Genomic DNA, 23,006 nt, shown 5'->3' with positions numbered 1-23,006 from the left:
GTCTGCTCACGGTGCGCGGCGGTGTTATCGAGACTCTCGCTGTTCCCTGCCCGGAACGGCTCGGTCCACGGTGCCTCACGGCACTGTCCTTCATGCATGAATGGCGCGAACCGAACGGGCTCGCGCCATCCAATGTCGAGACGTTCGTCTCACTCCTCGTCTGGTGCATCGGGGAAGGCCTGCTGCGTGTAACCACCACGCAGCGTGCCCCCCATGTACTCCGCCTTACAGGCGCGACGCGCGATCTTGCCACTGGAGGTGCGCGGGATCGAACCGGCCGGAACGAGGAGGATGTCACGCGCGGTGACACCGTGCCGGGACGAGATGGCCGCGCGGACGGCGTCCGCGATCGGGCCCGATTCGGCCTTGCCCGCACCCGGGCCACGCTCGGCCACGATCACCAGCTGCTCGCTGGCATCGTCGGGGTCGTAGCTCAGGCCCGAATGGCTGTCCTGCGCAAAGACTTCGGCGGGCAGCTGGTTGGCGGGCACCGCGAAGGCGGCGACGAAACCGGTGCGCAGCATGGTCGAGGCCTCCTGGGCGGAGTACTCGAGATCCTGCGGGTAGTGGTTGCGGCCGTCCACGATGACCAGGTCCTTGACGCGGCCGGTGATGTAGAGCTCGCCGTCGATGTAGACGCCGTAGTCCCCGGTGCGCAGCCAGATGCCGTCGGCCGGCACACCGTCCGCGTGGCTGCCCTCGGCCAGGCGATGGGCCAGATGGTTGCGGAAGGTCTTCTGGGTCTCCTCGGCGCGGCCCCAGTAACCGATGCCGATGTTGTTGCCGTGCAGCCAGATCTCACCGACGCGCCCATCGGGCAGCTCGCGCGCGCCCTCGGCGGAGTCGATGGACTCGCCGTCCACGATGACCGCCCACTGCGACAGCGCCACATAACCGCAGGACACCTGCGCGATGGCGTTCTCCGTGCCCTGCTCGACCTTCACCACGCGACCGGCGTTGAGCTCGTAGCGGTCCACGTAGATGACCTTGGCCTCGTCCTCGTGCCGGGTCGCCGACACGAACAGGGTGGCCTCGGCCATGCCGTAGCACGGCTTGATGGCGGTCTTGGGCAGACCGTACGGAGCGAACGCCTCGTTGAACTTCTTCATCGAGGTGGTGGTCACCGGCTCGGAGCCGTTGATCAGTCCGAGAACGTTCGACAGGTCCAGCGACTCCCCCGGCTTCGGCAGACCGCGGACGGCGGCATGCTCGAAGGCGAAGTTCGGTGCGGCGGCGAAGGTTCCGGCGCCGTCGGACACCGCGGCCAGCTCATTGATCCAGCGCGACGGGCGGCGCACGAACGAGGCCGGGGACATGATGGTGATGTACTTGCCGCCCACGGCGGGCAGGATCACCGTCAGCAGACCCATGTCGTGGTAGAGCGGCAGCCAGGTGACGCCGCGCGAATGCTCGTTCAGATCAAGCGCGTTCACCATCTGCAGCACGTTGGTGCCGACACCGCGGTGGGTGATCTCGACACCGGCCGGCACACGCGTGGAGCCGGAGGTGTACTGGAGGTACGCGATGTCGTCCAGCCTGATGTCGGGGCGGACCCAGGACTCCCCGACGCTGTCGGGAATCGCGTCCACGGCGATGATGCGCGGGCGCTGGGCCGCGGGCAGCGACCGGAAGAACTGGCGGACACCGGCGGCGGAGGAGCTCGCCGTCAGGATCGCGGAGGGCGTGCAGTCGCCGAGCACGGCGTGCAGGCGGTCGGTGTGGCCCGGCTCGTCCGGATCGAACAGGGGCACGGAGATGGTGCCCGCGTAGATGGCGGCGAAGAAGGAGATGACGTAATCCAGCCCCTGCGGAGCCAGGATCGCGACCCGATCGCCCCGCTTGGTCACCTGTTGCAGTCGGGCGGCCACCGCGCGCAGCCGCGTGCCGAACTGACTCCAAGTGAGGTCCTGGTACTCACCGTCGCGCTCGCGTGAGTAATCGATGTAGCGGTAGGCCAAGTCATTGGCGTCATTACCGTGGGTGTGCTTCTCGACGTAGTCGACGAGGGTGTGTCCCTCGGGAATCGTGATGTTCCCCGTTTCGTCGAGGTAATCGTCGAAAGTCTCTTCCATTCCTTCTTCTCCTCCGAGGCACACGCGGCATGAGACGGCTGCTATGCCGCTGTTACCTGTGAGGCCCCGACTCTCTTCGCCCGCGGGAGCTCCATACGAGAGCCAACCTGCAGAATTGTGTTGCGGTCTGCGCGGTGACCGTCTAATGGCTAGATGTTCTCAAACCAGGGACATGTTACAGAGAGCCTGCCCGGCCATGCTCCGGAGCGGCCGAACATCTCCCAGCTCACACCTCTGGACTACCGATTGACCGGCGCGAATGCCTCCAAATGGGTGGGGAGCGCCCCCGCATAGGACACAACAGGACATGGATGTGAGTTGCCGCACGCACCGGGTCTCGGCTGTGTCGCAACCCGGAGCACTTTACCGGGTGACCCCGAAACTGGGGGCGCTGTGCCTGATTGCCCTTCGCTGCGCTCCGGGCGGGTTCGCGGCCCTGTTACCTCGGCCTTCCCTCCTCCGCTCCTCCGCTTCGCTCCCCCGCTCCATCGGTCCAGGCCGAGGCGGGCCGCGAACACCCTGGTGATCTGCGCAAGTGCGAGCAGCAAGCTGGGTTCGGAGGGGTTCGCTCCGGACCGGCCTGCCGCGGAGGGCTTACCAGAGAAGCGTGGCCGCCTTCACATGACGAACTCTGAGGGAATGCTTAGAGATGTGCCGGGTGCGGGGCGTTCTCGATGAGTCCCGACGCCCAGTTCACGGTCCACTCGGTGGCGGTGGTGCCGTTGCCGTCCACCTGGTAGCCGTTGTAGAGACTGTGCACCGGATTGCCGGCGGCGCGGACCAGGATGTTCAGGCTGCCGAGGATATTGCCCGGGCTCAGGGCCTGGCGGGGGGCGTCGCAGATCAAATCGCCCGCGGCACAGATGGTGAAGGTGCGGTCGGCGAGTTTGCCGAAACCGCCGCGCGGCCCGGTCATGGTGATGCCGGGGACATTGAGGCCCTTGAGCGCGAGCTCCGCGCCGACACCGGGTGGGGTCGGGCCGATTTCGATGGCCTCGCCGGGATCGCCGACATCGCGGCGGCCGTCGGCGATGGTGGTCGCACCCAGCACCAGATCCTCCGGCACCGGGCCCTTGCCCGCGCCGATCTGCGCGGCGATATCGCCGACGATCACGCCGCCCTGGGAGAAGCCGGCCAGAACATAAGTGGTGAGCGGACAGCGGGCGTAGGTCTGGGCCAGCTTGTCGGTGGCGCGTTTGGCCCCCTCGGAGCGGCTGTCGTTGTAGGACGACTGCCCGTCCGGCGGAATCGCGACCGGGTTGGAGAACTGCGCGACGTACGGGACGGTGTAGACCTCGACCCGCTCGTTGGGGAACTTCGCCCGAATCGGGTTGGATACGTTCAACATCAGCGACGCCGGGTTCGCGGTCGGGTTGTAGGGGTCGTCCGTGCTGTTCGACTCCCAGGTACCCGGCACGGACAGCATGAGCACGTCCGGGCAGGTGGCCGGCTGCGAGCTCGGACGGGTCGGCCCCGGCGGCTTGGGGCCGGGCAGCCGCAACCGGCCGGCCAGCAGGTACCACAGCAGCAGCGCCACCACCACCACGATCACGATGGCGGCGATGGCGAGCAGCAGGCAGCCCGCCGACCGGGGCCTACGTTGTCCGATTCGGTGTCGCGTCGTCACTTGTTGCAGTAGCTCTTCGAGGCGACGTCGTAATAGATCTTGCCCGCCTGCTCGACCGACATCTTGGACGGATCGAAGGACGGATCGGAGCCGGCGATGGCGGTCACATAGGTGATGATCTGATCCTGCGGTGCGTTCTCCGACTTACCCTGGCACACCAGGTTCGCGGCGGTGATGGCGATATCCGAGGAGCCCGGGGTGATCCCGGCCTTCTTCAGCTCGTCGAGGAAGCCCTTCTCCTTGTCCGACAGCGCGGGCGAGCCGTTCGGAGTGGTGAGGAACTGACTCGGCACCGGCTGCGGACGCGCGGGATTGGAGGTATCGGTCCCGGAATCCGGCGCGGCCTGCGGAGCCTGCTGATCCGTGGACGGCGTCGCGGCCCCCGGAGTGGTGGGCGCGGCCGCCGTGGTCTTGGTGGTGCTCAGCGTGGGCGTGCTCTTGGCGGTCGAGTCATTGCTACCGCAGGCGGCGAGCAGTCCGGCGGCGGCGACAGCGGCCACCACGCCGAATACCTTTCCACGGGTTCCGTGCATCTATTCGTTTCCTATATCTGTCCAAGGGCAAGAGGTCGCCCCCAGGCTAGCCGCAACCCGGTCCGGAGTCCCGGGGCGCAACGGAACCTCATCTACTTCTTAGGGCCGGTTAGGGCCAATCGGCTGGAAAAGGCCTCAGTTGGGACGGACCTCGGGGCCCAGCGCGGGGATGGGCGGGGGCGGCGGCGGTTCGGCGGGGCTCGGTTGGGGTGCCGGGGCCGCAGCCGCGGCGGGTGCGGGGGCCGCCGCTGGTTGCGAAGCGGGTGCGGGGGCCGCCGGGTCCGGGGGCGCGAGCTGCGGTAGAGCGGGCAGGCCGGGGAGCGCGATGGCGGGCTGCGGCTGCGCGGCCGGCTGGGCCGGATCCCGCTTGGGCTGCTCACCACCGGGAATGGCGATGGGCCGACCGTCGAGGGTGGCCGCGGTGGCCCGGCCGTCGCGAATGGTGATGGTGCCGCCCTGGAAGGTCTGCTGGGCGCCTCCCGGGACCTGGCCCTCGTCGGAGATGGGATAGCCGAGCGGGCCGTTCTCGAATCCGGTTGCGCCCCAGGCGTCCATGATCGGGCCGGAGCGCACGCCCCAGGCACCGGAGAGCGGGCTCCAGTAGATATTGCCGCCCTCGAAGGCGGAGTAGCGGCCGAAGTCGCGCAGCGGCTGCTCACCCGAGGTCGGGAAACCGTAAGGGCTGTTCTCGAATCCGAGCTGCGCGTACTTGCCCAGGATCAGGCCCTGCACCAGGTGCGCGCCGGACTTGGCGCTGAAGTACATGGGCCCGTTCTCGAAACCCTGCACCACGCCGTCCTTCTGGGGCGTGCGGGTCTCCTGGCCGGTGGGGTATCCGGCCGGACCACGCTCGTAACCCTGCCTGGACCATTCATCCAAGATGGCGCCGCGCACCGCCTGCGCGCCGGTCTGCGGTGTCCAGTAGATGGACCCGTGCTGGAACGGCTGCAGCCTGCCGCGTCCGTCGGGCAGTTCGGCCTCGCCGGCGACCGGGAAGCCCAGAGCGCTCATGGCATCGTCGAGTCCGGCATAGCTGCCGCCGATCGCGCCCGCCACCGGCTGGGCGCCGGTGCCCTGGGAGAAGAGCACCTTGCCACCGCGGAAGTCCTGGGCCACGCCGCCGGGTACCTGGTATTCGGCGGTCAGGCAGTCGCCGAGCCAGTTGTTGCCCTGCGCCACCGGCGCGATCGCGCCACCGGGCCTGCAGTTGACGGGTGTCGAGTCCACGCCCAGCGCGGCGGCCGTCTGCGGCCAGGCCTGGCGCATCTCGAAATCCCAGTACGGCCAGGTGTGGGTGCCCGACGGCCGGTAGTTCACCGAGACTGGGATGTTCAGCTTGTTGAGCTTGGCCACGAAATTCTGGGTGCTCAGCCGCGACAGCACCTCGAGGCCCAGGCCCGCGTAATTGGTGGTGATTCCGGGGATGTCGGAGAGCGGGTCGCTGGTGCCCGCGACCCCATTGCCGCTGGAGACATACAGGGCTACGCCCCTGAGCTTGTCGGCCAGCTCGTAGGGGTCGTGTTCCTTCCAGGCCGGACTGGTCGGCGGGCCGAACATCTTGGTCGAGTCGTAGCCGCCCGCGTCGCGCATGGCGAAGTTGACGGCCTGCGGCATGCCCAGCGAGGTCAGGGTGAGGAAGCCGGAATAGGAGGCGGCCGAGCGCACCCAGCCGGGGTTGCGGCCGGCCAGCATCATGGCCGCTGTGCCGCCCATCGAGAGCCCTTCCACCGCACGCGCATCGGTGGCGCGGAACTGGCTCTCCAGCAGCGGCGGGAGCTCCTTCACCAGGAAGGTCTCCCACTGGTAGTTGCGGCCGTTGTCGGGGGCCAGCCAGTCGGCGTAGAAACTGGACTGGCCGCCGATCGGCAGCACCACCAGGGCGTTCTTGTCGGCGTAGAAGCCGGCCGCGCCCGCGTCCTTGGTCCAGCCGTTCTCGTCGTCGGTGGCGCGCAGGCCGTCGAGCATATAGACCACGGGGAACTTGGCGTCCGGCTTGGCGTTCCAGTCGCGCGGCAGCAGCAACTGGATCTGGATCGGCGCGCCGGTGGCGGGCGAGTTCACCCACACCGATACCCGGCGGTCGTTGAGCCACGTCATCTTCTGCACGGTCGCTGCGGGCGCGGACGGGGCCTCGGGTGCGGCCGCCGCCGGCCAGGCTCCCGAGAAGGTGCCCGCGGCCAGCGGAAATACCATCGCCGCGGCGCATGCCACCCAGCGCATACGCCCTCGTTTGATCACACGGACAACTCCAGCCACACAAGTGTTGTACCTCTGGAACCACGCGAGTCCCGGTAGGACACACGGAGATCGATCGTTCAACAGCAAACGATCAGCTTCTGCCCTGTCTCCCCGAGCCTTCCATGCACGGCTTGACGCCCTCGACGTCACGCACACGCACCAGCGTCCGGGTAGGGACGCCTATGTGGGACGTCCCACCGGAGCTACCTCACGGTTACGCGACCGGTCGCTGTCCTGGCATGCGACAAGAGCTACGCCCCCAGCGCGGCGAGAATATCGGGGCGGGCGGCGGCCAGCTGGTCCTGCCAGTAGGGCCACGAGTGGGTGCCCTGCATCGGGAAACTGTAGTGCGCACCGATGCCGAGCTGGTTCATGCGGCCCATGAACGAGAGGGTGTTCACCATCGACAACGCCTCCAGCGCAACGGCATTCGCGGTGTTGAAGATGCCGATCGGGGAATCCGGGTGATCGTGCGGGCCCAGCACACCCCAGGAGGCGGAGATGTACATGGGCAGATTGCGCAGCTGCGGCGCGAAGACGAACGGATCCATGCGCAGCCACTGCGGGCTCCACGGCCAGGCCATCGAATCCACATTGAACCGGCCGGCGTCGAGCATGGCGATGCGGATGGCCTCGCGCATGCCGGGCGCGGAGATATTGAGGTAGCCGGAGAAGGAGGAGGCGTGCTTGAACTGGCCGCGGTGATAGGCGGCCAACGCCAGCGCCGCCGACCCGCCCATGGACAGCCCGGCCACGGCGTTGTTGGTGCGGGAGACGCCGTAACCCTCGAGGAAGGCGGGCAACTCCTCGGTCAGGAAGGTCTCCCACTTGTAGGTGAGCTTCTGTCCGTTGGTGTTGGAGGGCGATCTCCAGTCGGTATAGAAACTCGACTGGCCGCCGACCGGCATCACCAGGGTGACATTGTCATTGGCGAACTGCTGCAGGGCATTGGTCTCGACGGTCCAGGCATTGAAGTCGTCGCGGGCGCGCAGGCCGTCGAGCAGGTACAGCGCCGCGTCGCCGCCGTGGGCGGCCCACTGCACCTGCACCTTGATCGGGCCCATGCTCGATGGCACCATCAGCTCCTCGAACCCGCCCTCGGGGGTGCGGTGCACCGGGTGCGTGGGCATCGCGAGGGCGGGCCCGGCCAAGGCCGGGAGCGCGAGCACGGCCGCGGCGGCGGCGAGGGCACGCCGCCAGGCGCGTGTGGCGCGGGCGCGCTGGGTGATCCGAACCGTACCGTGCTGCGGGCATGACGAAGCGCCCTGTACTGCCATAGAGATCGATCTCCTGAACCGCAGGGGGAACCACACCGACGTGACGGGAGTCACGGACAACTGTGCACTCTACCTCCGGCTGGAAGGTAACTGGTGGGTATCGGGTTCAGCTGGCGTGTATCTCGGCCTTCCCGTCGTGGAAGACGATGGTGCCGCGCTGGAAGTCCTGTCGCGCTCCGCCCTGAATGGGCGTTTCGTCGGTAGTGGGAAAGCCGAGTGCCCCAGCGGGTCCCGCCGCGCCCTGGTACGCACCGCCGATCATGCCGCCCACCGGATGCGCGCCCGTGGCCGCCGACCACAGCACCCGTCCGCCGCGGAAGTCCTGGGCCACACCACCGGCCAGGGGATACTCCGCCGTCAGACAGTCGCCCAGCCACGACTTCGCCAGCGCCGCAGACGCAATCGCGCCCGCGGCGGCGCAGTCCGGCTTGGCCGCCTCCACGCCCAGCGCCGACGCGGCCTGCGGCCAGGACTGCCGCATCTCGAAATCCCAGTACGGCCAGGAGTGCGTGCCCGAGGGCCGGTAGTTCACCTGCACCGGAATGCTGAGCTTGTTCAGCTTGGCCACGAACTGCTGAGAAGAGAAGCGCGACAACACTTCCAGCGCCATACCGGTCCAGCTGGTGCTCACACCCGGGACCCCGGACGGAACATCGCGCACGCCCGCCAGACCGCTGCCGCTGGACACATACAGGCTGAGGCCCTTCAGTTTTTCCGCGAGCGCGTAGGGATCGTGCGACTGCCATTCCGCGTCGGTGGACGTGCCGTACATGGCGTCGGCGTTGTAGCCGCCCGCATCCCGCATGGCGGACGCGATCGCCTGCGGCATACCGAGAGTCGTCAGGGCGAGCAGCCCGGAGTACGACGCGGCGTAGCGCGCGAAGCCGGGGTCACGAGCCGCCAGCGTCATGGCCGCCGTACCGCCCATGGAGAGTCCGGCCATGCCGCGCACAGTCGTGGTGCGCCAGTCGCGGTCCAGCAGCGGCGGTAATTCCCTGGTGAGGAACGTTTCCCACTTGTAGGCCTTGCCGTTGTCGGACTGCTTCCAATCGGAATAGAAGCGCGCCGCGCCGCCGACAGGCAGTACGACGGTGACGTTCTTGTCGGCGTAGAAGCTCTCCGCCCCAGCGTTTTTCGTCCATCCGTTCTCGTCGTCGGACGCGTGCAAGCCGTCGAGCATGTAGAGCATGGGAAACCTGCTGTCCGGCTTGCTGTTCCAGTCTCTGGCCAGAAGCAGCTGCACCTGGATCCGGGTGCCCATGGCGGGTGAGTCCACCCAGAGCGATACCCGTCTGTCGCTCAGCCACAACACATTTCGAATATCTGGTCTGGCGGGTTCGGCCGGATCTGCCCAGGCCGTTCCACCCGCACGGACAATCCCACCCGTCAGCAAGGCTGTCGTGGCTACCGCGAGTGCGACCAGCTTCGCGCGGCCGCCTCTCCCCCATCTACCAATTGCCACAGCTGTCACAGTAGGTTTCTACCGCGTCATGGCGAATCACGCTGAGCCATAAAAGAACCGGCCACCCTGTCGGATGGCCGGTTCTGTCGTTCGTGTTATCAGGTGGCTCGCAGAGCGAACCGGTGGCTCACTAGGCCAGGCCCAGCGCGCTCAGCATGCCCGGGCGGGCCTTCACCAGCTCATCGTGCCAGTAGCGCCACTTGTGGGTGCCGTTCGCCGTGAAATCGAACTGGGCCGGAATGTTGATCTGGCCCAGCCGCGCCTGGAAGGCACGGGTGTTCACCATCGACAGCGCCTCCAGCGCGACGGCGTTGCCGGTGTTGAAAACGTCGGCGGCGGAACCGATGCCGTCGTACTGGCCGGGGATGCCGTTACCCGCCGAGATGTACATCGGCAGGCCCTTCAGCTGCGGCGCGAACACGAAGGGGTCCATGCGCAGCCAGGCCGGGCTCCACGGCGCGGCCATGGAGTCGACATTGAAGCGACCGGCGTCCAGCATGGCCAGGCGGATGGCCTCACGCATGCCCGGCGCGGACAGGTTCAGGTAGCCCGAGAACGAGGAGGCCTGCTTGAACATGTCGCGGTGATACGCGGCCATCATGAGGGCGGCCGAACCACCCATGGACAGACCCGCGATGGCGGTGTTGTTGCGCGCAACACCGTAGCCGGAAAGGAAATCGGGGAGTTCCTTGGTCAGGAAGGTCTCCCACTTGTAGGTGTACTTCTGGCCGTTGGTGTTGGACGGCGCCACCCAGTCGGCGTAGAAGCTGGACTGACCGCCGACCGGCATGATGACGTTCACGTCGTCATTGGCGAAGATGCCCGGGCCGTCCCCCTCGTCGGCATTGGCCCACGCATTGCGATCATCGCGGGCACGCATGCCGTCGAGCAGGTACACCGCCGAACTGCCGCCGTTCTTGGCCCACTGCACCTGGACCTTGATCGGGCCCATACTGGACGGCACCATGAGCTCTTCGAAGCTGCCCGGAATACCGCGGTGCATCGGGCCGAACGCCGGGGCGGCCGAGGCGATGGACGGGGCGGCCAGGGAGGCGGTCGGGACAGCGAGCGCCGCCGCGGTGACGGTGGCGGCAACGAGCCGAGCGCGCCAACTCTGCGCACGGCGTCGCGACGAAACTCCTCCCGGCACGGCGGACCTGCCGAAACGCATGGATATTGCTCCTTCTCTACCGCAGCACTGCGCTGCTGCGGTGTCTTAAGTTGTCAATCGCGCACGCGCGCATGACAAAGCCATGCGTGGACATACGCGATCACCGCTCACAGCGAATCCCGACTCTTCTCTGTGAGCGAAGCGCTACCACGGGTTGGTCAACACTTGCTCGCTGGAGGGTATTCGACGCTCCGAGCGGTTGGCAAGGTGATGCTAATGAGTGTCCGGTTCAGTGAATCAACTCGGTCACTATCGCATCCGACCGTAATGGTGCGGTGACCATATCGCGAATCCCTAGTGATGTCGCGGCAACGTCGAAATCCTTACGCCGCAAGCGTGCTCCGCGCTTTCGCGCGACCGAGGTCGGCGCTCAGGTCCGGCAGCATCTTGTAGACATGATCCGACCAGTAGTGTCTTCCGGGGGGTTTCGTCGAGCACCGCATTGTGGGGACCCAGCGCGTCCATCCGCCCCTGTAACGCACGGGTATTCGCGAGTGCTATGACTTCCGGGCCCATCGCATTCGCGACGTTGTACGCGTCCGGCGGGCTTCACACGACGTCCTGCGGGCCGGGAACGCCGTTGCCGCTGGAGATTCGCACCAGGGTGCCGTTGTCGCGCAACATTCGCGCGAACACGAAAGGAGCGTTGCGCGGACACAATTCGCTCCAGCACGGCCCCACAGGGCGTCGATGTTGAGCCCACCGACATCGTGCAGTACCGCGCGCTGCCACCCGCATGCGGGGACCGAAATCTTCGAATAGCCGGAATATGATCCGGCATAACGGAACTGATCCGGAAGATAGGCCGTCGGCACCAGTGCGCACTGCAGCGCGACGTGACCCTTGGAGGAAAAGCCTCGGAAGTCATGGCCGCCCGGATCGAATGACGCATGGGCGGGCGTCACGACCCTGATTGTCCCAGCCAGCGGAACAGCCACCGCCACCGACCGTCGCGTCCACTCGCGTATCCGAACAGACCGCATCGACTCGCCTTTCACGAGCGTGGTCTCTATTGACCACATCCGAAATGCAGAAACTGTCGCCGCAGGATCCTCTCCGCGTATTCGGAGCAGGGCACAGCGGAAACGCTCCGCGCGACCGCGCCGTGATGGATCACGTCCGACACGGAAACGCGGCGGCCACCGTCCAGCACGGACGGCGGCCGCCGCGTTCCCGGGTCCGGGAGAAGTCCCCGAGGGCGGGCTCTACCCGATGTTCGCCGACATATCCGGGATCATTCGATAGGCGTCGGCCTGCCAGTTCGTCCAGGCGTGCAGGCCGGTGGCCGGAAAGTCCCAGACAATGTTCTGCGCGCCCAGGGTGAGCATGCGGACCTGGAAGGCGCGAGTATTGGCCAGCGCCAAGGCTTCCAGGGGCGCACCGCGGACCAGACGGTCGGCGGCCGCGCCGAGCGGGATGTTCAGATCATCGGGCATGGGCGCGCCGCTGCCGGCCGAGATCCACATCCGGGTGTTGTTCGCGATCAGAGTGGGCGCGAACACGAACGGGTCCATGCGCAGCCACTGCGGACCCCACGGTGGCGCCATGCTGTCCACGTTGTAGCCGCCCGCGTCGAGCATGGCGGCCCGGATGGCCTCGCGCATGCCGGGCGCCGAGATGTTCAGGTAGCCGGAGTACGAACCGGCGTAGCTGAAGAAGTCCGGGTGGTAGGCGGCCAGGGCGAGCGCGGCGCTGCCGCCCATGGACAGGCCGAACACACCATTGCGATACGGGTTGAAGCCCAGGCGGTTCCGCAGCTCCCAGCGCAGGTGGTTGGTGAGGAAGTCCTCCCAGGCGTAGCGGTAGCTCTTGCCCGGGCCCCCACCCATCGCCTCCGTGGCGCCCGAACCGGTGCCGTAGGCGGCGGATCCGGCGCCCGGCGCGAGGCCGAAGAACGAGCTCGGCGCAGCCCAGTCGGCGTAGAAGCTGGACTCGCCGCCGACCGGCATCACCACATTGATGTTCCAGTCCGCCAGCACCTCGGCGATATTGGTGTTGATCTCCCAGCCGCTCAGATCCTGTTGCGCGCGCATGCCGTCCAGCACGTAGGCGACGCGCTGGGTGTTGCCGTCGCGGGCCCGCAGCACACGGGTCTTGATCGGACCCATGACCGGGGAGTCGACCCAGAAGTCGAACATCGCGGGATCGAATGCCGCGGTGGCCGGTGGCGATTCGATCACCGCCGCCAATGGCATCAGGAGGGCGGCGGCGGCGACGCCCAATACCTTTCGTATGAAGCCTCGAACCCGCATCGACTCAGCCCTTCTCGGTTTGAGCAGAACATTGATCACACAGAACTGATCTTCGGTACAAACCGAGTATCGGATGTCCAGTGGGGCGTATCCGGTGTGCTCAATTCGGCGAGTCGCGGATCGATCTTCGGACGTGCGGCGCGAGGCGCAGGTCGCCCCCGGACATTTCCGCTGCGTATCGCGGACGAGACCCCGATCCGGGGCCGCGAGCTCGAACATGCGCCAGACGCCCGGCACAGTGCACACACTGACCGAAATATCCCAATCCATGAACCGATGGCCGTAATCCATTCACGCAGCGGATCCGGATCGCAGACCAGAACGAACGCATTCGAGCAGAGAGCCCCCGCCCAGCTGGGCGGGGGCTTCACGGTTTCGGGACGTGGCCCGCGAACCTCGCGATCGGTGTTCAGGGGAGCCGCTGTCCCCCTGAGCGTCTCCGAGAGCCGGAGTTACCCGATGTTGTTCGAGAGGTCCGGGATCATGCGGTTGACCTCGTTCTCCCAGTTGCGCCAGTTGTGGATACCGGCCGCCGGGAAGTCGTAGGTGACATTGTTGATGCCGAGACTGGCCGCCCGCACCTGGAAGGCGCGGCTGTTGACCAGGGCCAGCGCCTCGAGACCCATGCCGTTCAGGGTCGAGAACGCCACCGGATCACCATTGGGCAGGCCGGATGCCGCCGAGATCCACAGGCGGGTGTTGTTGGCCTTCAGGCGCGGCGCGAACACGAACGGGTCCATGTGCAGCCACTGCGAGCCCCACGGCGGCGCCATGGAGTCGACGTTGTAGCCGCCGGCGTCGACCATGGCCACGCGGATGGCCTCACGCATGCCGGGCGCGGAGATGTTCAGGTAGCCGGAGAACGAGCCCGCGAAGCTGAACTGGTCCGGATGGTAGGCGGCCAGGGTCAGCGCGCCGGAACCACCCATGGAAAGACCGAAGACGCCATTGCGGGTGCGGCTGAAGCCCAGCCGGCTCTGCAGCGCGTTGGGCAGGTCCTGGGACAGGAAGGTCTCCCAGGTGTAGCGGTAGCTCTTGCCGGGGCCGCCGCCCATGATCTGGAAGGCGCCCGAGCCCGAGGACGATCCGGAGGAGGACAGCGAGGAGGAGCCGGAGGACGATCCGGAGCCGTCACCCATGCCGAGAAGGCTGCTGGGCGCATTCCAGTCGGCGTAGAAGCTGGACTGGCCGCCGATCGGCATGACGACGTTGATGTTCGCGGCGGTCAGCGCGCGAGCGACTTCGGTCTCGATTTCCCAGCCGCTCAGATCCTGTCGTGCGCGCATGCCGTCGAGGGCGTAGACGACGCGGGAGGTGTTGCCGTCGGCCGCGCGGAATACGCGCGACTTGACCGGGCCCATCGATCCGGAGTCGACGTAGAAGTCGAACCCGTCGGGATTGAATGCCGCACTCGCGGTGCCGGCGCCCACCGCCGACACCCCGAACGGCAGCGTAATCGCCAGAGCCACTCCGACCACTGATTTCTTCAGCCAACCGCGGGATCTCTGACGTCTATCGCCTCGCATTTACTTGTCCGGCCTTTCCTGTCGTTCGGTCTCACCGTGTGCTCGTGACCACGGTTGAGGTCTCGGCGACCCTATCGTGCGCGGGCCAACGGAGCGTTATCGGATCGTGACGAAAGTGATGAGCGCCACTGTGGATGAGGAATGTGGCACGCATCAGTGCCAGCATGCGACTCGAGAGTCACATTTCGCCCCCGCGGACTCATGCGCATCACCTATCACTCATATATCGTGAACCACAATGCGCGCCTTCAGCATCCCCGATACCAGACGGTGAATACCGAAGGCGCGCACGGGAAATCCTGATGATGATCAACCGATATTCGCGGACAGGTCCGGGAGCATGCGGCCCAGTTCGGATTCCCAGTTCCGCCAGTTGTGCACGCCCACCGCGGGAAAGTCGTAGACGACATTTCCGCCGCCGAGCGCGGACCAGCGGGACTGGAACGCCTTGGTGCCGACCAGCGCCACCGCCTCGATGCCCATCGCCTGGATGGTCGAGGTCGTGATGGCGTCGGTGGAGGCCGGCAGACCACTGCCGGCCGAGATGAACATGCGGGTGCCGTTGGCCTTCAGCTTGGGCGCGAACTGGAAGGGATCCAGGTGCTGCCACGTGAGGTCCTTGGGCCCGGCCAGCGCGTCGACGTTGTAGCCGCCGGCGTCCACCATGGCTACCCGGATGGCGTCGCGCATGCCGGGCAGCGACAGGTCCAGCGCGCCTGATAGCGAACCGGCATAAGCGAATTGGCTGGGGTGGAAGGCCGCCAGCATGAGCGCGGAACCACCGCTCATGGACAGGCCGAAGATGCCGTTGCGAGTCGAGCTGAAGCCCAGGCGATCCCGCAGCGCATTGGGCAGCTCCTGGCTCAGGAAGGTTTCCCATTTGTAGGTGTAGGACTTGCCGGGGCCACCGGAAAGCGCCTGGGTGACACCGGATCCGGACTGTACGGCGGCCGTGCCCGCGGGCACGCCGAGAAAGGTGCTGGGCGACTTCCAGTCGGCATACCAGCTGGACTGGCCGCCGACGGGCATCACCACATTGATGTTGGCGGCGGTCAGCGCGTGCGCGACATCGGTATTGATCTCCCAGCCGTTGTCGTCGTCGCGGGCGCGCTCACCGTCGAGCGCGTAGACGACGCGGTTCGTGTTGCCGTCGGCCGCACGGAAGACGCGTGATTTGATCGGGCCCATCGTGGCCGAGTCGACGTAGAAGTCCATGCCGTCCGGACTGAACGCCGCGTGCGCGGCGGTCGTGCCCAGCAGGGAGACCCCCAACGGCGCCATGGTCGCCAATGCCAAGCCCAGCACCGATTTCCGTAACCAGACCCGTGCCCCACCGCGAACTGTCACGTCCCGCATATCCGGCCTTCCGTCCGTGCCCCCGGGCCTCCCTGTGCACCCAGGTTCGTATTGCGACAACCGTTGCGGCACAGCTGATTTCTGGCAGGCAACGGGAGTACTCGCGGAGCCTATCGCGAAACCCACGCCGGGGTGTTACCAAATCGAGACAGCATCCCATATCTCCGATCCGAACCATGACGATGGGGACAACCCTCGTACTCTCGGGGCTTCGCTCCCGAACACCCAGGGAAACGTCGACTGCTCGCCCGGCCGCCGGGCCTCCACCATGCGCGCGATGAAAGAAAGCCCCGCACCCATTCAAGGGCGCGGGGCTCGCTCGTCTTGGTCTTACTTCGGCGGTGCGGGCGGCGGCTGAGTCGGATCCACCAGGCCGCAGCGCTGGATCTCGTACTTGGGCACCCGGTCGATGCGGTACTTGGCGAAGTCGAACGCCTGCATCAGGTTGTGCCGCCAGCGGTCGAAGGTGAGCGGGGCGCGCGAGGAGGCCAGCAGCGCCTGGGTGTCGGGGCAGGACAGGGCCGTGCGCGCCTGCGTGCTCCACTTCTCGTCCAGGAACCACGGCATCCACGGGTGCTTGTCCACCATGCCGGTATCCACGACCGCCCAGTCGGGGTAGAGGTTCTTGTCGTGGCCGATGCGGCCATCGGTCAGCCGATCGGTATGCGAGGCAAGCGGATACGCCAGCCCCATCTGGTCGATGACGCGCACGTCCAGCGGAACGTTCATGCTGGTCATACCGAGATTCAGGAAGAACACCACGTGCTCGCGACCGCCCTCCGGCACCGGCGCGGGCACCAGATACCAGTTCATGAACGAGGGCGAGTTGAGCAGCAGCGCACCGTCCGGCGAGTTCGCGATGTCCCGGACCATGGCGCGGATGCGCGGGTAGTCCATGTAGTCCTCGGCGCGGATCGGGTGGTCGTGGCCGGTATTGAGCACGTAGTAGATGCGTTCGTCCACGATGCCGTTGGCGCGGATCTTGGTGCCGGCGGTGATGGCGGTGGTGTCGGCCGCGAACAGCGCCCAGCCCGCCGTGCCGACGAAGGCCGCCAGCACGACGACGAAAGCCCAATCCATTCCGCGCAGTCCGGACGCCCGGTCCGCGAACGCTCCGCCTTCCCGCGCTTGCCGGGGCAGCCGGATCGGCAGCACCGCGACCGGCAGGATCAGACAGAACACCTGCGGCAGCAGCATGCGGCCGTGCATGAAGTCGCCGCCGACGCGGATCTCGTAGACGGTCAGCACGAACCCGCTGCCCAGCATGAGGGCCACCACCGCGGCCGGGCTGCGCAGCCAGACGCTGAAGCGGTGAATCCGCCCGCGCCAGCCGGTCTTGCTGGCCTCGTCGGCAACCGCGAGGAGCGGGCGATCGGCCGGCGCGGCGGCGCGACGCTGTCGCGCGCTCACGACGCCCGCGACCAGCAGCACCGCCAGCGGCAGCCACAGCCAGTACGGCCCGACCAGATCCCACAGATAGATGAACCCCTGATGCCATTTGGCGCCGCCGGCGTCCTTGGCCACCGCGGTATTCGGGTAGGGCAGACCGTAGTAGCCCATGCGCCAGATCTGGTACGCGATCGGCACCAGGCCGGCGACCGCGACGACCAGCGCCCGGAACAGCCAGGGCCGCAACCGGGTCGTGGGCACCGGGGCGCAGAAGAGCATGAGCAGCGCGAGCGCGCCGACCAGTGTCATCTCCGGCCGGACGAGCGGGGCCAGACCGGCGAAGAAGACCAGCGCGAAAAAGGCCACGGGGCGCACCTTCTCGGCCTGGCTCCAGCGCACCATCCCCCACCACAGCACCGCCAGCCAGAAGATGACCAGGCAGGACTCCAGTCCGGAGGTGGCGTAGTCGCGGGCCGGGGGCAGGGCGATGTAGACCAGCACGCCCGCCGGCACCAGCAGCGCGGAACCGGTCCCGCCCCACAGCCGGGCGGCGCCGAGCATGGCGAAGACCACGGCCAGCACCGACAGCGTGAGCGCGATGCCCAGCACCACGTATTCCAGCCGGGCCTGGGTCAGCCAGCTGAAGAAGTAGACGATGAAGGTCCAGGCCGTGCTGGTATTGGCCTCGACGCGTTCGCCCGCGTTGAAGACCGGACCATTGCCCGCCATCAGGTTTCGCACCGTGCGCAGGACGATCAGGCCGTCGTCGGCGATCCAGCGCCGCTGCCATGCGCCGGCCGCGAACAGCGTCGCGGTCAGCGCGATCCCACCGATGAACATGGCGCGGGATAGTCGCGAGAAGCGCGCGGTGTCATCCGCGCGCGGACAGGCGCGACCGACCGGCAACTGTGCCGTCGGCGCGCCCGATTCTCGCTCTGCTCCCTCTACCACGTCAGGTGAGATAGACAGCGACACCCAGGGCTCCGATCAAGGCGACTGCGAGGAACTGGAGGACGCGGTCCCCCAGGGCGATCTCTTCCGGCTCACCCGCTTCGCCTCCGTCGACGTCCACCGCGTACCGCATGATGGCGATGACGAACGGGATCATCGAGATGGCGAACCAGATGGTGTCCTTGGCGCGATCCTGCTCGAACGCCCACAGACCGTAGAACACCACGACCGCGGTGGCCGACAGGGTCCAGACGAAACGCAGGTAGGTCGGTGTGTAGTACTCCAGCGACTTGCGGATCTTGGCGCCGGTGTCGAGCGCGATCTTCAGCTCGGCGTAGCGCTTGCCGGCCGCCATGAACAGCGAGCCGAACGCCATGATCAGCAGGAACCACTGGGACAGATGGATATCCGAGGAGACGCCGCCGGCGACCGCGCGCAGCAGGAAGCCCGAGGACACGATGCAGATGTCCAGCACCGCCTGGTGCTTGAGGCCGAAGCAGTACGCCAGCTGGATGCCGATGTACACCGCCATCACCACGGCCAGATGCCAGTTCGCGGTGAAGGACAACAGGATCGAGCCGATCAGCAGCACCGCCGACAGCGCGTAGGCCAGGTTCACCGGCACCACGCCGGCCGCGATGGGCCGGAAACGCTTGGTGGGGTGGGCCCGGTCGGCCTCCACGTCGAGCGCGTCGTTGACCAGGTAGATGCCCGAGGCGGCCATGCAGAACACCACGAAGGCGATGCCGACGTGCGCGAGCACCGACAGGTCGGTGATCACCAGCTCGCCGCCGGCGGTCTTGCCGGCGGCCAGCGGCGCGGCCAGCACCAGCACGTTCTTGATCCACTGCCGCGGGCGCATGGCCTTGATCAAGCCGCCGCCCAACGTCTTCGGCGGCCCCTTGATGACCGCCTCTGCCAGGTCGGTGCTGGTGGGCTCTTCGCTCATGTCAACGATGGCTCTTTCCTGGGCGGTCACTTGGCGAGTCTCTTTTCGGCGGCGAGCACGGCTGCGGCTGATGCTGCGCCCAGCGCGGAACCCGCGAGCACGTCGGAGGGGTAATGCACGCCGAGGACGACCCGGGAGAGCAGCATCGGCGGGACGAGCACCGCAGGCAAGGGTAGCCCGGTGAGCCTGCCGAGCAATACCGCCGCCGCCGCGGTGGAGGTGGCGTGCGAGGACGGGAAGCTGAGCTTCGACGGCGTCGACACGTTGACCTGCACGGACGGATCGTGCGGGCGGGGGCGGCGGACGATGCGCTTGATGACCACCGACGCGGCGTGCGCGCCGAACGCGCCGACGGCCACGCCCGCCCACTGGCGGCGGCGCGGCTTGTCCACCAGCGCGCCCGCCGCGGCGATGCCGATCCAGCCGAGGGAATGCTCACCGAAGTGCGACATGCCCCGCGCGGCCTTCACGACCGCCGGGTTCCGGCCGATCGTGCCCTGCACCAGATTGATGATCTTGACCTCGGCCGGGGACGCGACCGGGGCCACCGGCGCGTCCGGGACCACGTGCAGTCCGCGGTCGGGGCCGGAAACGGGCTGTGCAGCCGTCATTTGGGCTCATTCCTCGAATGGGTACTGCCTGAACCAGTGTCGATACCGAAGACGGTCTCCCACGCGGCCTTGCTGGTGAGCTGCGCGTGCGCGCGACGATACTGCTCACGCACTTCGGGGAAGCGCTCGGCCAGCTCCTTGCGCAGGCGCATCGCTTCCTTGAACAGCTCCATGGCCTTTCGCGGATCCCGCTTACGGTAGACGACTCCGCGGCCGTCGGCGGTGGTAACGGTGACACCGTCCACCTGCGAGAGCAGGAACCAGCGCGCGTCCAGCGTCGGCACGTTCAGCTGCGGGGTCTCGTGGTGGCGCGGGTTGGCCTTGCGGAAGTTGTGCAGCACGCCCTTGCCGAGGCGGGCCACCTTGGCGAGGGGGTTACCCGGCTCGCCGACCGCGCCCACGTCGGCGTGCGAGGCCAGCGGCAGTTCGGTGGAGGACGCCAGCACCACCGCGTCCGGGAACTCCTTGCGCATGGCGTGCACCTTGCCCAGCGCCGTCGGCAGCAGCTCGAACAGCTTCTCCGGGCCCGCCAGGTAGTCGCGGATCGCCTCGTTCTGGATGGCGACCGTCGAATACTCCAGGCACAGCAGGTGTTTCAGCGTGGCCTTGATGGTGTTGACCACCATCGGGCGGCCGTCGTTGGGCAGGTGCAGGGAGGCCACCACCAGGCGGTTGCGCAGATGGAAGTAGGCCTGCCAGTCGATGGCGTCGTCCTTGTCGGACCAGGCCATGTGCCACACCGCCGCGCCCGGGAGGGTGACGGTCGGGTAGCCGTGTTCGCGGGCGCGCAGACCGTATTCGGCGTCGTCCCACTTCAGGAACAGCGGCAGCGGCTGCCCGATCTCCTCGGCCACCCGGCGCGGGATGACGCAGGTCCACCAGCCGTTGAAGTCGACGTCGATGCGCCGGTGTAGCAGCTTGGAGTTGTCGCGGTCGCGCAGCGGGTGCTTGGAGAAATCGTGGTCGTATTCGACGTTCGGGGCCGCGGTCCACATGAAGATGGAGCGGTCCACCACCTCGCCCATGACGTGCAGGTGCGAGCGCTCCTGCAGGTTGAGCATCTGGCCGCCGGTCAGGATGGGCGACTTGGCGAATCGCGAGAAGGCCAGCGCGCGCAGGATGCAGTCCGGCTCGATCTCGATGTCGTCGTCCATGTAGACGATGTACTCGGCGTCGGTGGTCTCGAGCGCCTCGTACATGACCCGGCTGTAACCGCCGGAACCGCCGAGATTGGGCTGGTCGTGGATGGCCAGGCGACCGCCCAGGCGGGCCGCGGCCTCGGCGAAGCCGGGCTCGTCCATCACCTTGCGGGTGCCCTGGTCGGGAATGATGACGGCCTGGATCTTCTCCAGCACCAGCGGGTCGGAGCCCAGGGCCGTCAAGGTCTTCACCGCGTCGGTGGGGCGGTTGAAGGTCGGCATGCCGACCGCGATGGAGCCCTCGCCGGGCGCCTCGATCGGCGCGTACCAACCGCCGCTGCGCATTTCGACATGGCTGTCGGTGGTGATGTCGAACCAGATCCAGCCGCCGTCCTCGAACGGGCCCAGATCCACCTCGAACTCCACGAAGGCCGCGGCCGCCGCGCCCTCACCGGGCGTGCTGAACTCGTTGCCCTGCACGTGGATTCGGGAACCATCGGCCTTGGAGCGGTACACGTCCACGCGGCCGTGGCCGGACAGCTCCAGCTTCAGCACCACCGAGGTCAGCACGCTCCAGCGCCGCCAGTAACTGGCCGGGACCGCATTGAAGTAGGTGCAGAAGGAGACCTCCGACTCCGCGCCGATGGCCAGCGCGGTGCGCGTGATGGCATGCGCGCGACGGGAATTGGTGTCCGATTCCTCGAGGTACAGCGTGCGCACGTCCAGCGGCTCACCCGGCCGGGGCAGGATGACGCGCTGGAGCAGGGATACGGCGCGAGTCTCGGTGCTCATGTCTTCGCGAGTGAGTTGGGCGGTCATTCGGCGGCTCGATCCTGCGGGAGTTCCCGCGCCCCGTCGGCCTGATCAGCGGGCTGCGCAATGTGGCTCATCAGGACTCCCGGTCCACCAGCGGCGCACCGGATTCCAGGTGCGGGCGCAGCACGTTGTCGAACATGCTCAGCGCGGCGCCGATGGCCATGTGCATGTCCAGGTACTGGTAGGTGCCCAGGCGGCCACCGAACAGCACCTTGGCCGAGGCGGTTTCGGCCTTGGCGCGCTCGCGGTAGGCGAGCAGTTTGGCGCGGTCGTCCGGGGTGTTGATGGGGTAGTACGGTTCGTCGCCGGTCTGGGCGAAACGCGAGAACTCGCGCATGATGACCGTCTTGTCGGTGGGATAGTCGCGCTCGGGGTGGAAGTGGCGCGGCTCGATGATGCGGGTGAACGGCACGTCCGCGTCGTTGTAGTTCATGACCGAGGTGCCCTGGAAGTCACCGGTTTCCAGCACTTCGGTCTCGAAATCGATGGTGCGCCAGCCGAGCTCGCCCTCGGCGTAGTCGAAGTAGCGGTCCAGCGGGCCGGTGTAGACGACCGGGGCGTCCGGGTTCTGGGCGCGAATCTCGTCGCGCACCTCGAACCAGTCGGTATCCACGCGGACCTCGATGAGGTCGTTCTCGGCCATTTTCGACAGCCACGCGGTGTAGCCGTCCTTCGGCAGGCCCTCGTAGGTGTCGTTGAAGTAGCGGTTGTCGAAGGTGTAGCGGACCGGCAGGCGGGTGATGATGCCGGCGGGCAGCTCTTTGGGGTCGGTCTGCCACTGCTTGGCGGTGTAGTCGCGAATGAACGCCTCGTAGAGCGGGCGACCGATCAGCGAGACGGCCTTCTCCTCGACGTTGGTGGCGTCCTGGGTGGCGATCTCGGCGGACTGCTCGGCGATCAGCGCGCGCGCCTCGTCCGGACTGAAGTAGCGGCCGAAGAACTGCGACAGCAGGCCCAGGCCCATGGGGAACTGGTAGGCCTGCCCCTTGTGCATGGCGAAGACGCGGTGCTGGTAGCCGGTGAACTCGGTGAACTGGTTGACGTAATCCCACACGCGCTTGTTCGAGGTATGGAACAGGTGGGCGCCGTACTTGTGGATTTCGATGCCGGTTTCCGGGTCCGCCTCCGAGTACGCGTTGCCACCCAGGTGGTAGCGGCGTTCCACCACCAGGACTCGCTTGCCGAGGACGTTGGCGGTGCGTTCTGCGATGGTCAGCCCGAAGAAGCCGGAGCCGACGACGATGAGATCGAACGGGGATGCGACGGTCACGGGTGCCCAGACTACCGGCAGCTCTGTTTGATTGCCCTCCGCTCCGCTCCGGGCCTGTGCTCAATTGCCCTCCGCTCCGCTCCGGGCCTGTGCTTAATTGCCCTCCGCTTCGCTCCGGGCGCGTTCGCGGCCCTGTTACCTCGGCCTTCCCTCCTCCGCTCCTCCGCTTCGCTCCCCCGCTCCGTCAGTCCAGGCCGAGGCGGGCCGCGAACCCTTGGTTATCGGCCCGCTCGGGTCAGCGGCCGTTCGGGGGCATCAGCCGTTCAGGTCATCGGCTGTTCGGGGCATCAGCCGTTCGGGCTATCGGCTGTTCGAGTCATCGGGCTGTTCGTCCGGGGCGCCGGGGGGCAGATCCAGTGGCGTAGGT

Annotated in this window: 14 protein-coding genes and 1 pseudogene; all 15 read right to left on the bottom strand. The window is 67.2% G+C overall.

Going from position 1 to position 23,006, the window contains the following annotated elements:
* Positions 1–149: 149 nt before the first annotated feature.
* The 15 genes and pseudogenes from fadD32 to glf all read right to left on the bottom strand — a co-directional run bounded on the left by fadD32 (position 150) and on the right by glf (position 22,639).
* On the bottom strand, positions 150–2,072 hold the full coding sequence (gene fadD32, locus GLP40_RS04510; RefSeq protein ID WP_154786549.1) for a long-chain-fatty-acid--AMP ligase FadD32: 1,923 nt from the start codon (positions 2,070–2,072) through the stop codon (positions 150–152).
* A 643-nt stretch (positions 2,073–2,715) separates the two neighbouring features.
* A complete protein-coding gene (locus GLP40_RS04505; protein ID WP_328289679.1) occupies positions 2,716–3,699 on the bottom strand; it encodes a cutinase family protein in 984 nt (327 codons plus the stop codon).
* Positions 3,696–4,232 carry a DUF732 domain-containing protein gene (locus GLP40_RS04500; protein WP_154786548.1) on the bottom strand — a complete coding sequence of 179 codons (537 nt, stop codon included), beginning with the start codon at positions 4,230–4,232 and terminating at the stop codon, positions 3,696–3,698. Before GLP40_RS04500 ends, GLP40_RS04505 begins: the two co-directional genes overlap by 4 nt.
* Before the next feature lie 135 nt (positions 4,233–4,367).
* On the bottom strand, positions 4,368–6,452 hold the full coding sequence (locus GLP40_RS04495; RefSeq protein ID WP_196054524.1) for an alpha/beta hydrolase-fold protein: 2,085 nt from the start codon (positions 6,450–6,452) through the stop codon (positions 4,368–4,370).
* A gap of 269 nt (positions 6,453–6,721) precedes the next feature.
* Positions 6,722–7,747, bottom strand: coding sequence for an alpha/beta hydrolase (locus GLP40_RS04490; RefSeq protein ID WP_154786547.1), 1,026 nt, complete (start codon positions 7,745–7,747; stop codon positions 6,722–6,724).
* A 145-nt stretch (positions 7,748–7,892) separates the two neighbouring features.
* Positions 7,893–9,218, bottom strand: a pseudogene (locus GLP40_RS04485) (alpha/beta hydrolase-fold protein); the annotation flags it as partial.
* Positions 9,219–9,339: 121 nt separating this feature from the next.
* On the bottom strand, positions 9,340–10,380 hold the full coding sequence (locus GLP40_RS04480; protein ID WP_154786545.1) for an alpha/beta hydrolase: 1,041 nt from the start codon (positions 10,378–10,380) through the stop codon (positions 9,340–9,342).
* A 1,205-nt stretch (positions 10,381–11,585) separates the two neighbouring features.
* A complete protein-coding gene (locus GLP40_RS04475; RefSeq protein WP_196054523.1) occupies positions 11,586–12,632 on the bottom strand; it encodes an alpha/beta hydrolase in 1,047 nt (348 codons plus the stop codon).
* A 452-nt stretch (positions 12,633–13,084) separates the two neighbouring features.
* The gene (locus GLP40_RS04470) at positions 13,085–14,158 is read right to left on the bottom strand and encodes an alpha/beta hydrolase (RefSeq protein WP_154786544.1); all 1,074 of its coding nucleotides are present in this window, start codon (positions 14,156–14,158) and stop codon (positions 13,085–13,087) included.
* A gap of 309 nt (positions 14,159–14,467) precedes the next feature.
* Positions 14,468–15,514, bottom strand: coding sequence for an alpha/beta hydrolase (locus GLP40_RS04465; protein ID WP_230329233.1), 1,047 nt, complete (start codon positions 15,512–15,514; stop codon positions 14,468–14,470).
* Between the two features lie 330 nt (positions 15,515–15,844).
* Positions 15,845–17,743: a flagellar motor control protein ZomB gene (gene zomB / locus GLP40_RS04460; protein WP_196054522.1), complete on the bottom strand. Its 1,899-nt coding sequence runs from the start codon at positions 17,741–17,743 to the stop codon at positions 15,845–15,847.
* A gap of 112 nt (positions 17,744–17,855) precedes the next feature.
* The gene (locus GLP40_RS04455) at positions 17,856–18,803 is read right to left on the bottom strand and encodes a decaprenyl-phosphate phosphoribosyltransferase (protein WP_154786543.1); all 948 of its coding nucleotides are present in this window, start codon (positions 18,801–18,803) and stop codon (positions 17,856–17,858) included.
* A gap of 26 nt (positions 18,804–18,829) precedes the next feature.
* On the bottom strand, positions 18,830–19,414 hold the full coding sequence (locus GLP40_RS04450) for a phosphatase PAP2 family protein (protein ID WP_154786542.1): 585 nt from the start codon (positions 19,412–19,414) through the stop codon (positions 18,830–18,832).
* Positions 19,411–21,372 carry a glycosyltransferase gene (locus GLP40_RS04445; RefSeq protein WP_154786541.1) on the bottom strand — a complete coding sequence of 654 codons (1,962 nt, stop codon included), beginning with the start codon at positions 21,370–21,372 and terminating at the stop codon, positions 19,411–19,413. The genes GLP40_RS04450 and GLP40_RS04445 overlap by 4 nt, the downstream gene beginning before the upstream one ends.
* Before the next feature lie 70 nt (positions 21,373–21,442).
* Complete coding sequence (gene glf / locus GLP40_RS04440) at positions 21,443–22,639, bottom strand: UDP-galactopyranose mutase (protein ID WP_328289678.1); 1,197 nt, start codon at positions 22,637–22,639, stop codon at positions 21,443–21,445.
* Positions 22,640–23,006 lie beyond the last annotated feature (367 nt).

This window comes from Nocardia aurantiaca (assembly GCF_009708175.1).
Taxonomy (GTDB): Bacteria; Actinomycetota; Actinomycetes; order Mycobacteriales; family Mycobacteriaceae; genus Nocardia; species Nocardia aurantiaca.
The sequence above is the reverse complement of the archived record's forward strand: the minus strand, read 5'-3'. Positions and strand labels throughout refer to the sequence as shown.

Excerpts from the sequence above, each read along its gene's own strand:
- GLP40_RS04500 (WP_154786548.1), bottom strand. The coding sequence starts at position 4,232 with ATGCACGGAACCCGTGGAAAGGTATTCGGCGTGGTGGCCGCTGTCGCC.
- GLP40_RS04455 (WP_154786543.1), bottom strand. The coding sequence starts at position 18,803 with ATGAGCGAAGAGCCCACCAGCACCGACCTGGCAGAGGCGGTCATCAAG.
- GLP40_RS04450 (WP_154786542.1), bottom strand. The coding sequence starts at position 19,414 with ATGACGGCTGCACAGCCCGTTTCCGGCCCCGACCGCGGACTGCACGTG.
- GLP40_RS04490 (WP_154786547.1), bottom strand. The coding sequence starts at position 7,747 with ATGGCAGTACAGGGCGCTTCGTCATGCCCGCAGCACGGTACGGTTCGG.
- zomB (WP_196054522.1), bottom strand. The coding sequence starts at position 17,743 with ATGTTCATCGGTGGGATCGCGCTGACCGCGACGCTGTTCGCGGCCGGC.
- GLP40_RS04445 (WP_154786541.1), bottom strand. The coding sequence starts at position 21,372 with ATGACCGCCCAACTCACTCGCGAAGACATGAGCACCGAGACTCGCGCC.
- fadD32 (WP_154786549.1), bottom strand. The coding sequence starts at position 2,072 with ATGGAAGAGACTTTCGACGATTACCTCGACGAAACGGGGAACATCACG.
- GLP40_RS04470 (WP_154786544.1), bottom strand. The coding sequence starts at position 14,158 with ATGCGAGGCGATAGACGTCAGAGATCCCGCGGTTGGCTGAAGAAATCA.
- GLP40_RS04495 (WP_196054524.1), bottom strand. The coding sequence starts at position 6,452 with ATGCGCTGGGTGGCATGCGCCGCGGCGATGGTATTTCCGCTGGCCGCG.
- GLP40_RS04475 (WP_196054523.1), bottom strand. The coding sequence starts at position 12,632 with ATGCGGGTTCGAGGCTTCATACGAAAGGTATTGGGCGTCGCCGCCGCC.
- GLP40_RS04480 (WP_154786545.1), bottom strand. The coding sequence starts at position 10,380 with ATGCGTTTCGGCAGGTCCGCCGTGCCGGGAGGAGTTTCGTCGCGACGC.
- GLP40_RS04465 (WP_230329233.1), bottom strand. The coding sequence starts at position 15,514 with ATGCGGGACGTGACAGTTCGCGGTGGGGCACGGGTCTGGTTACGGAAA.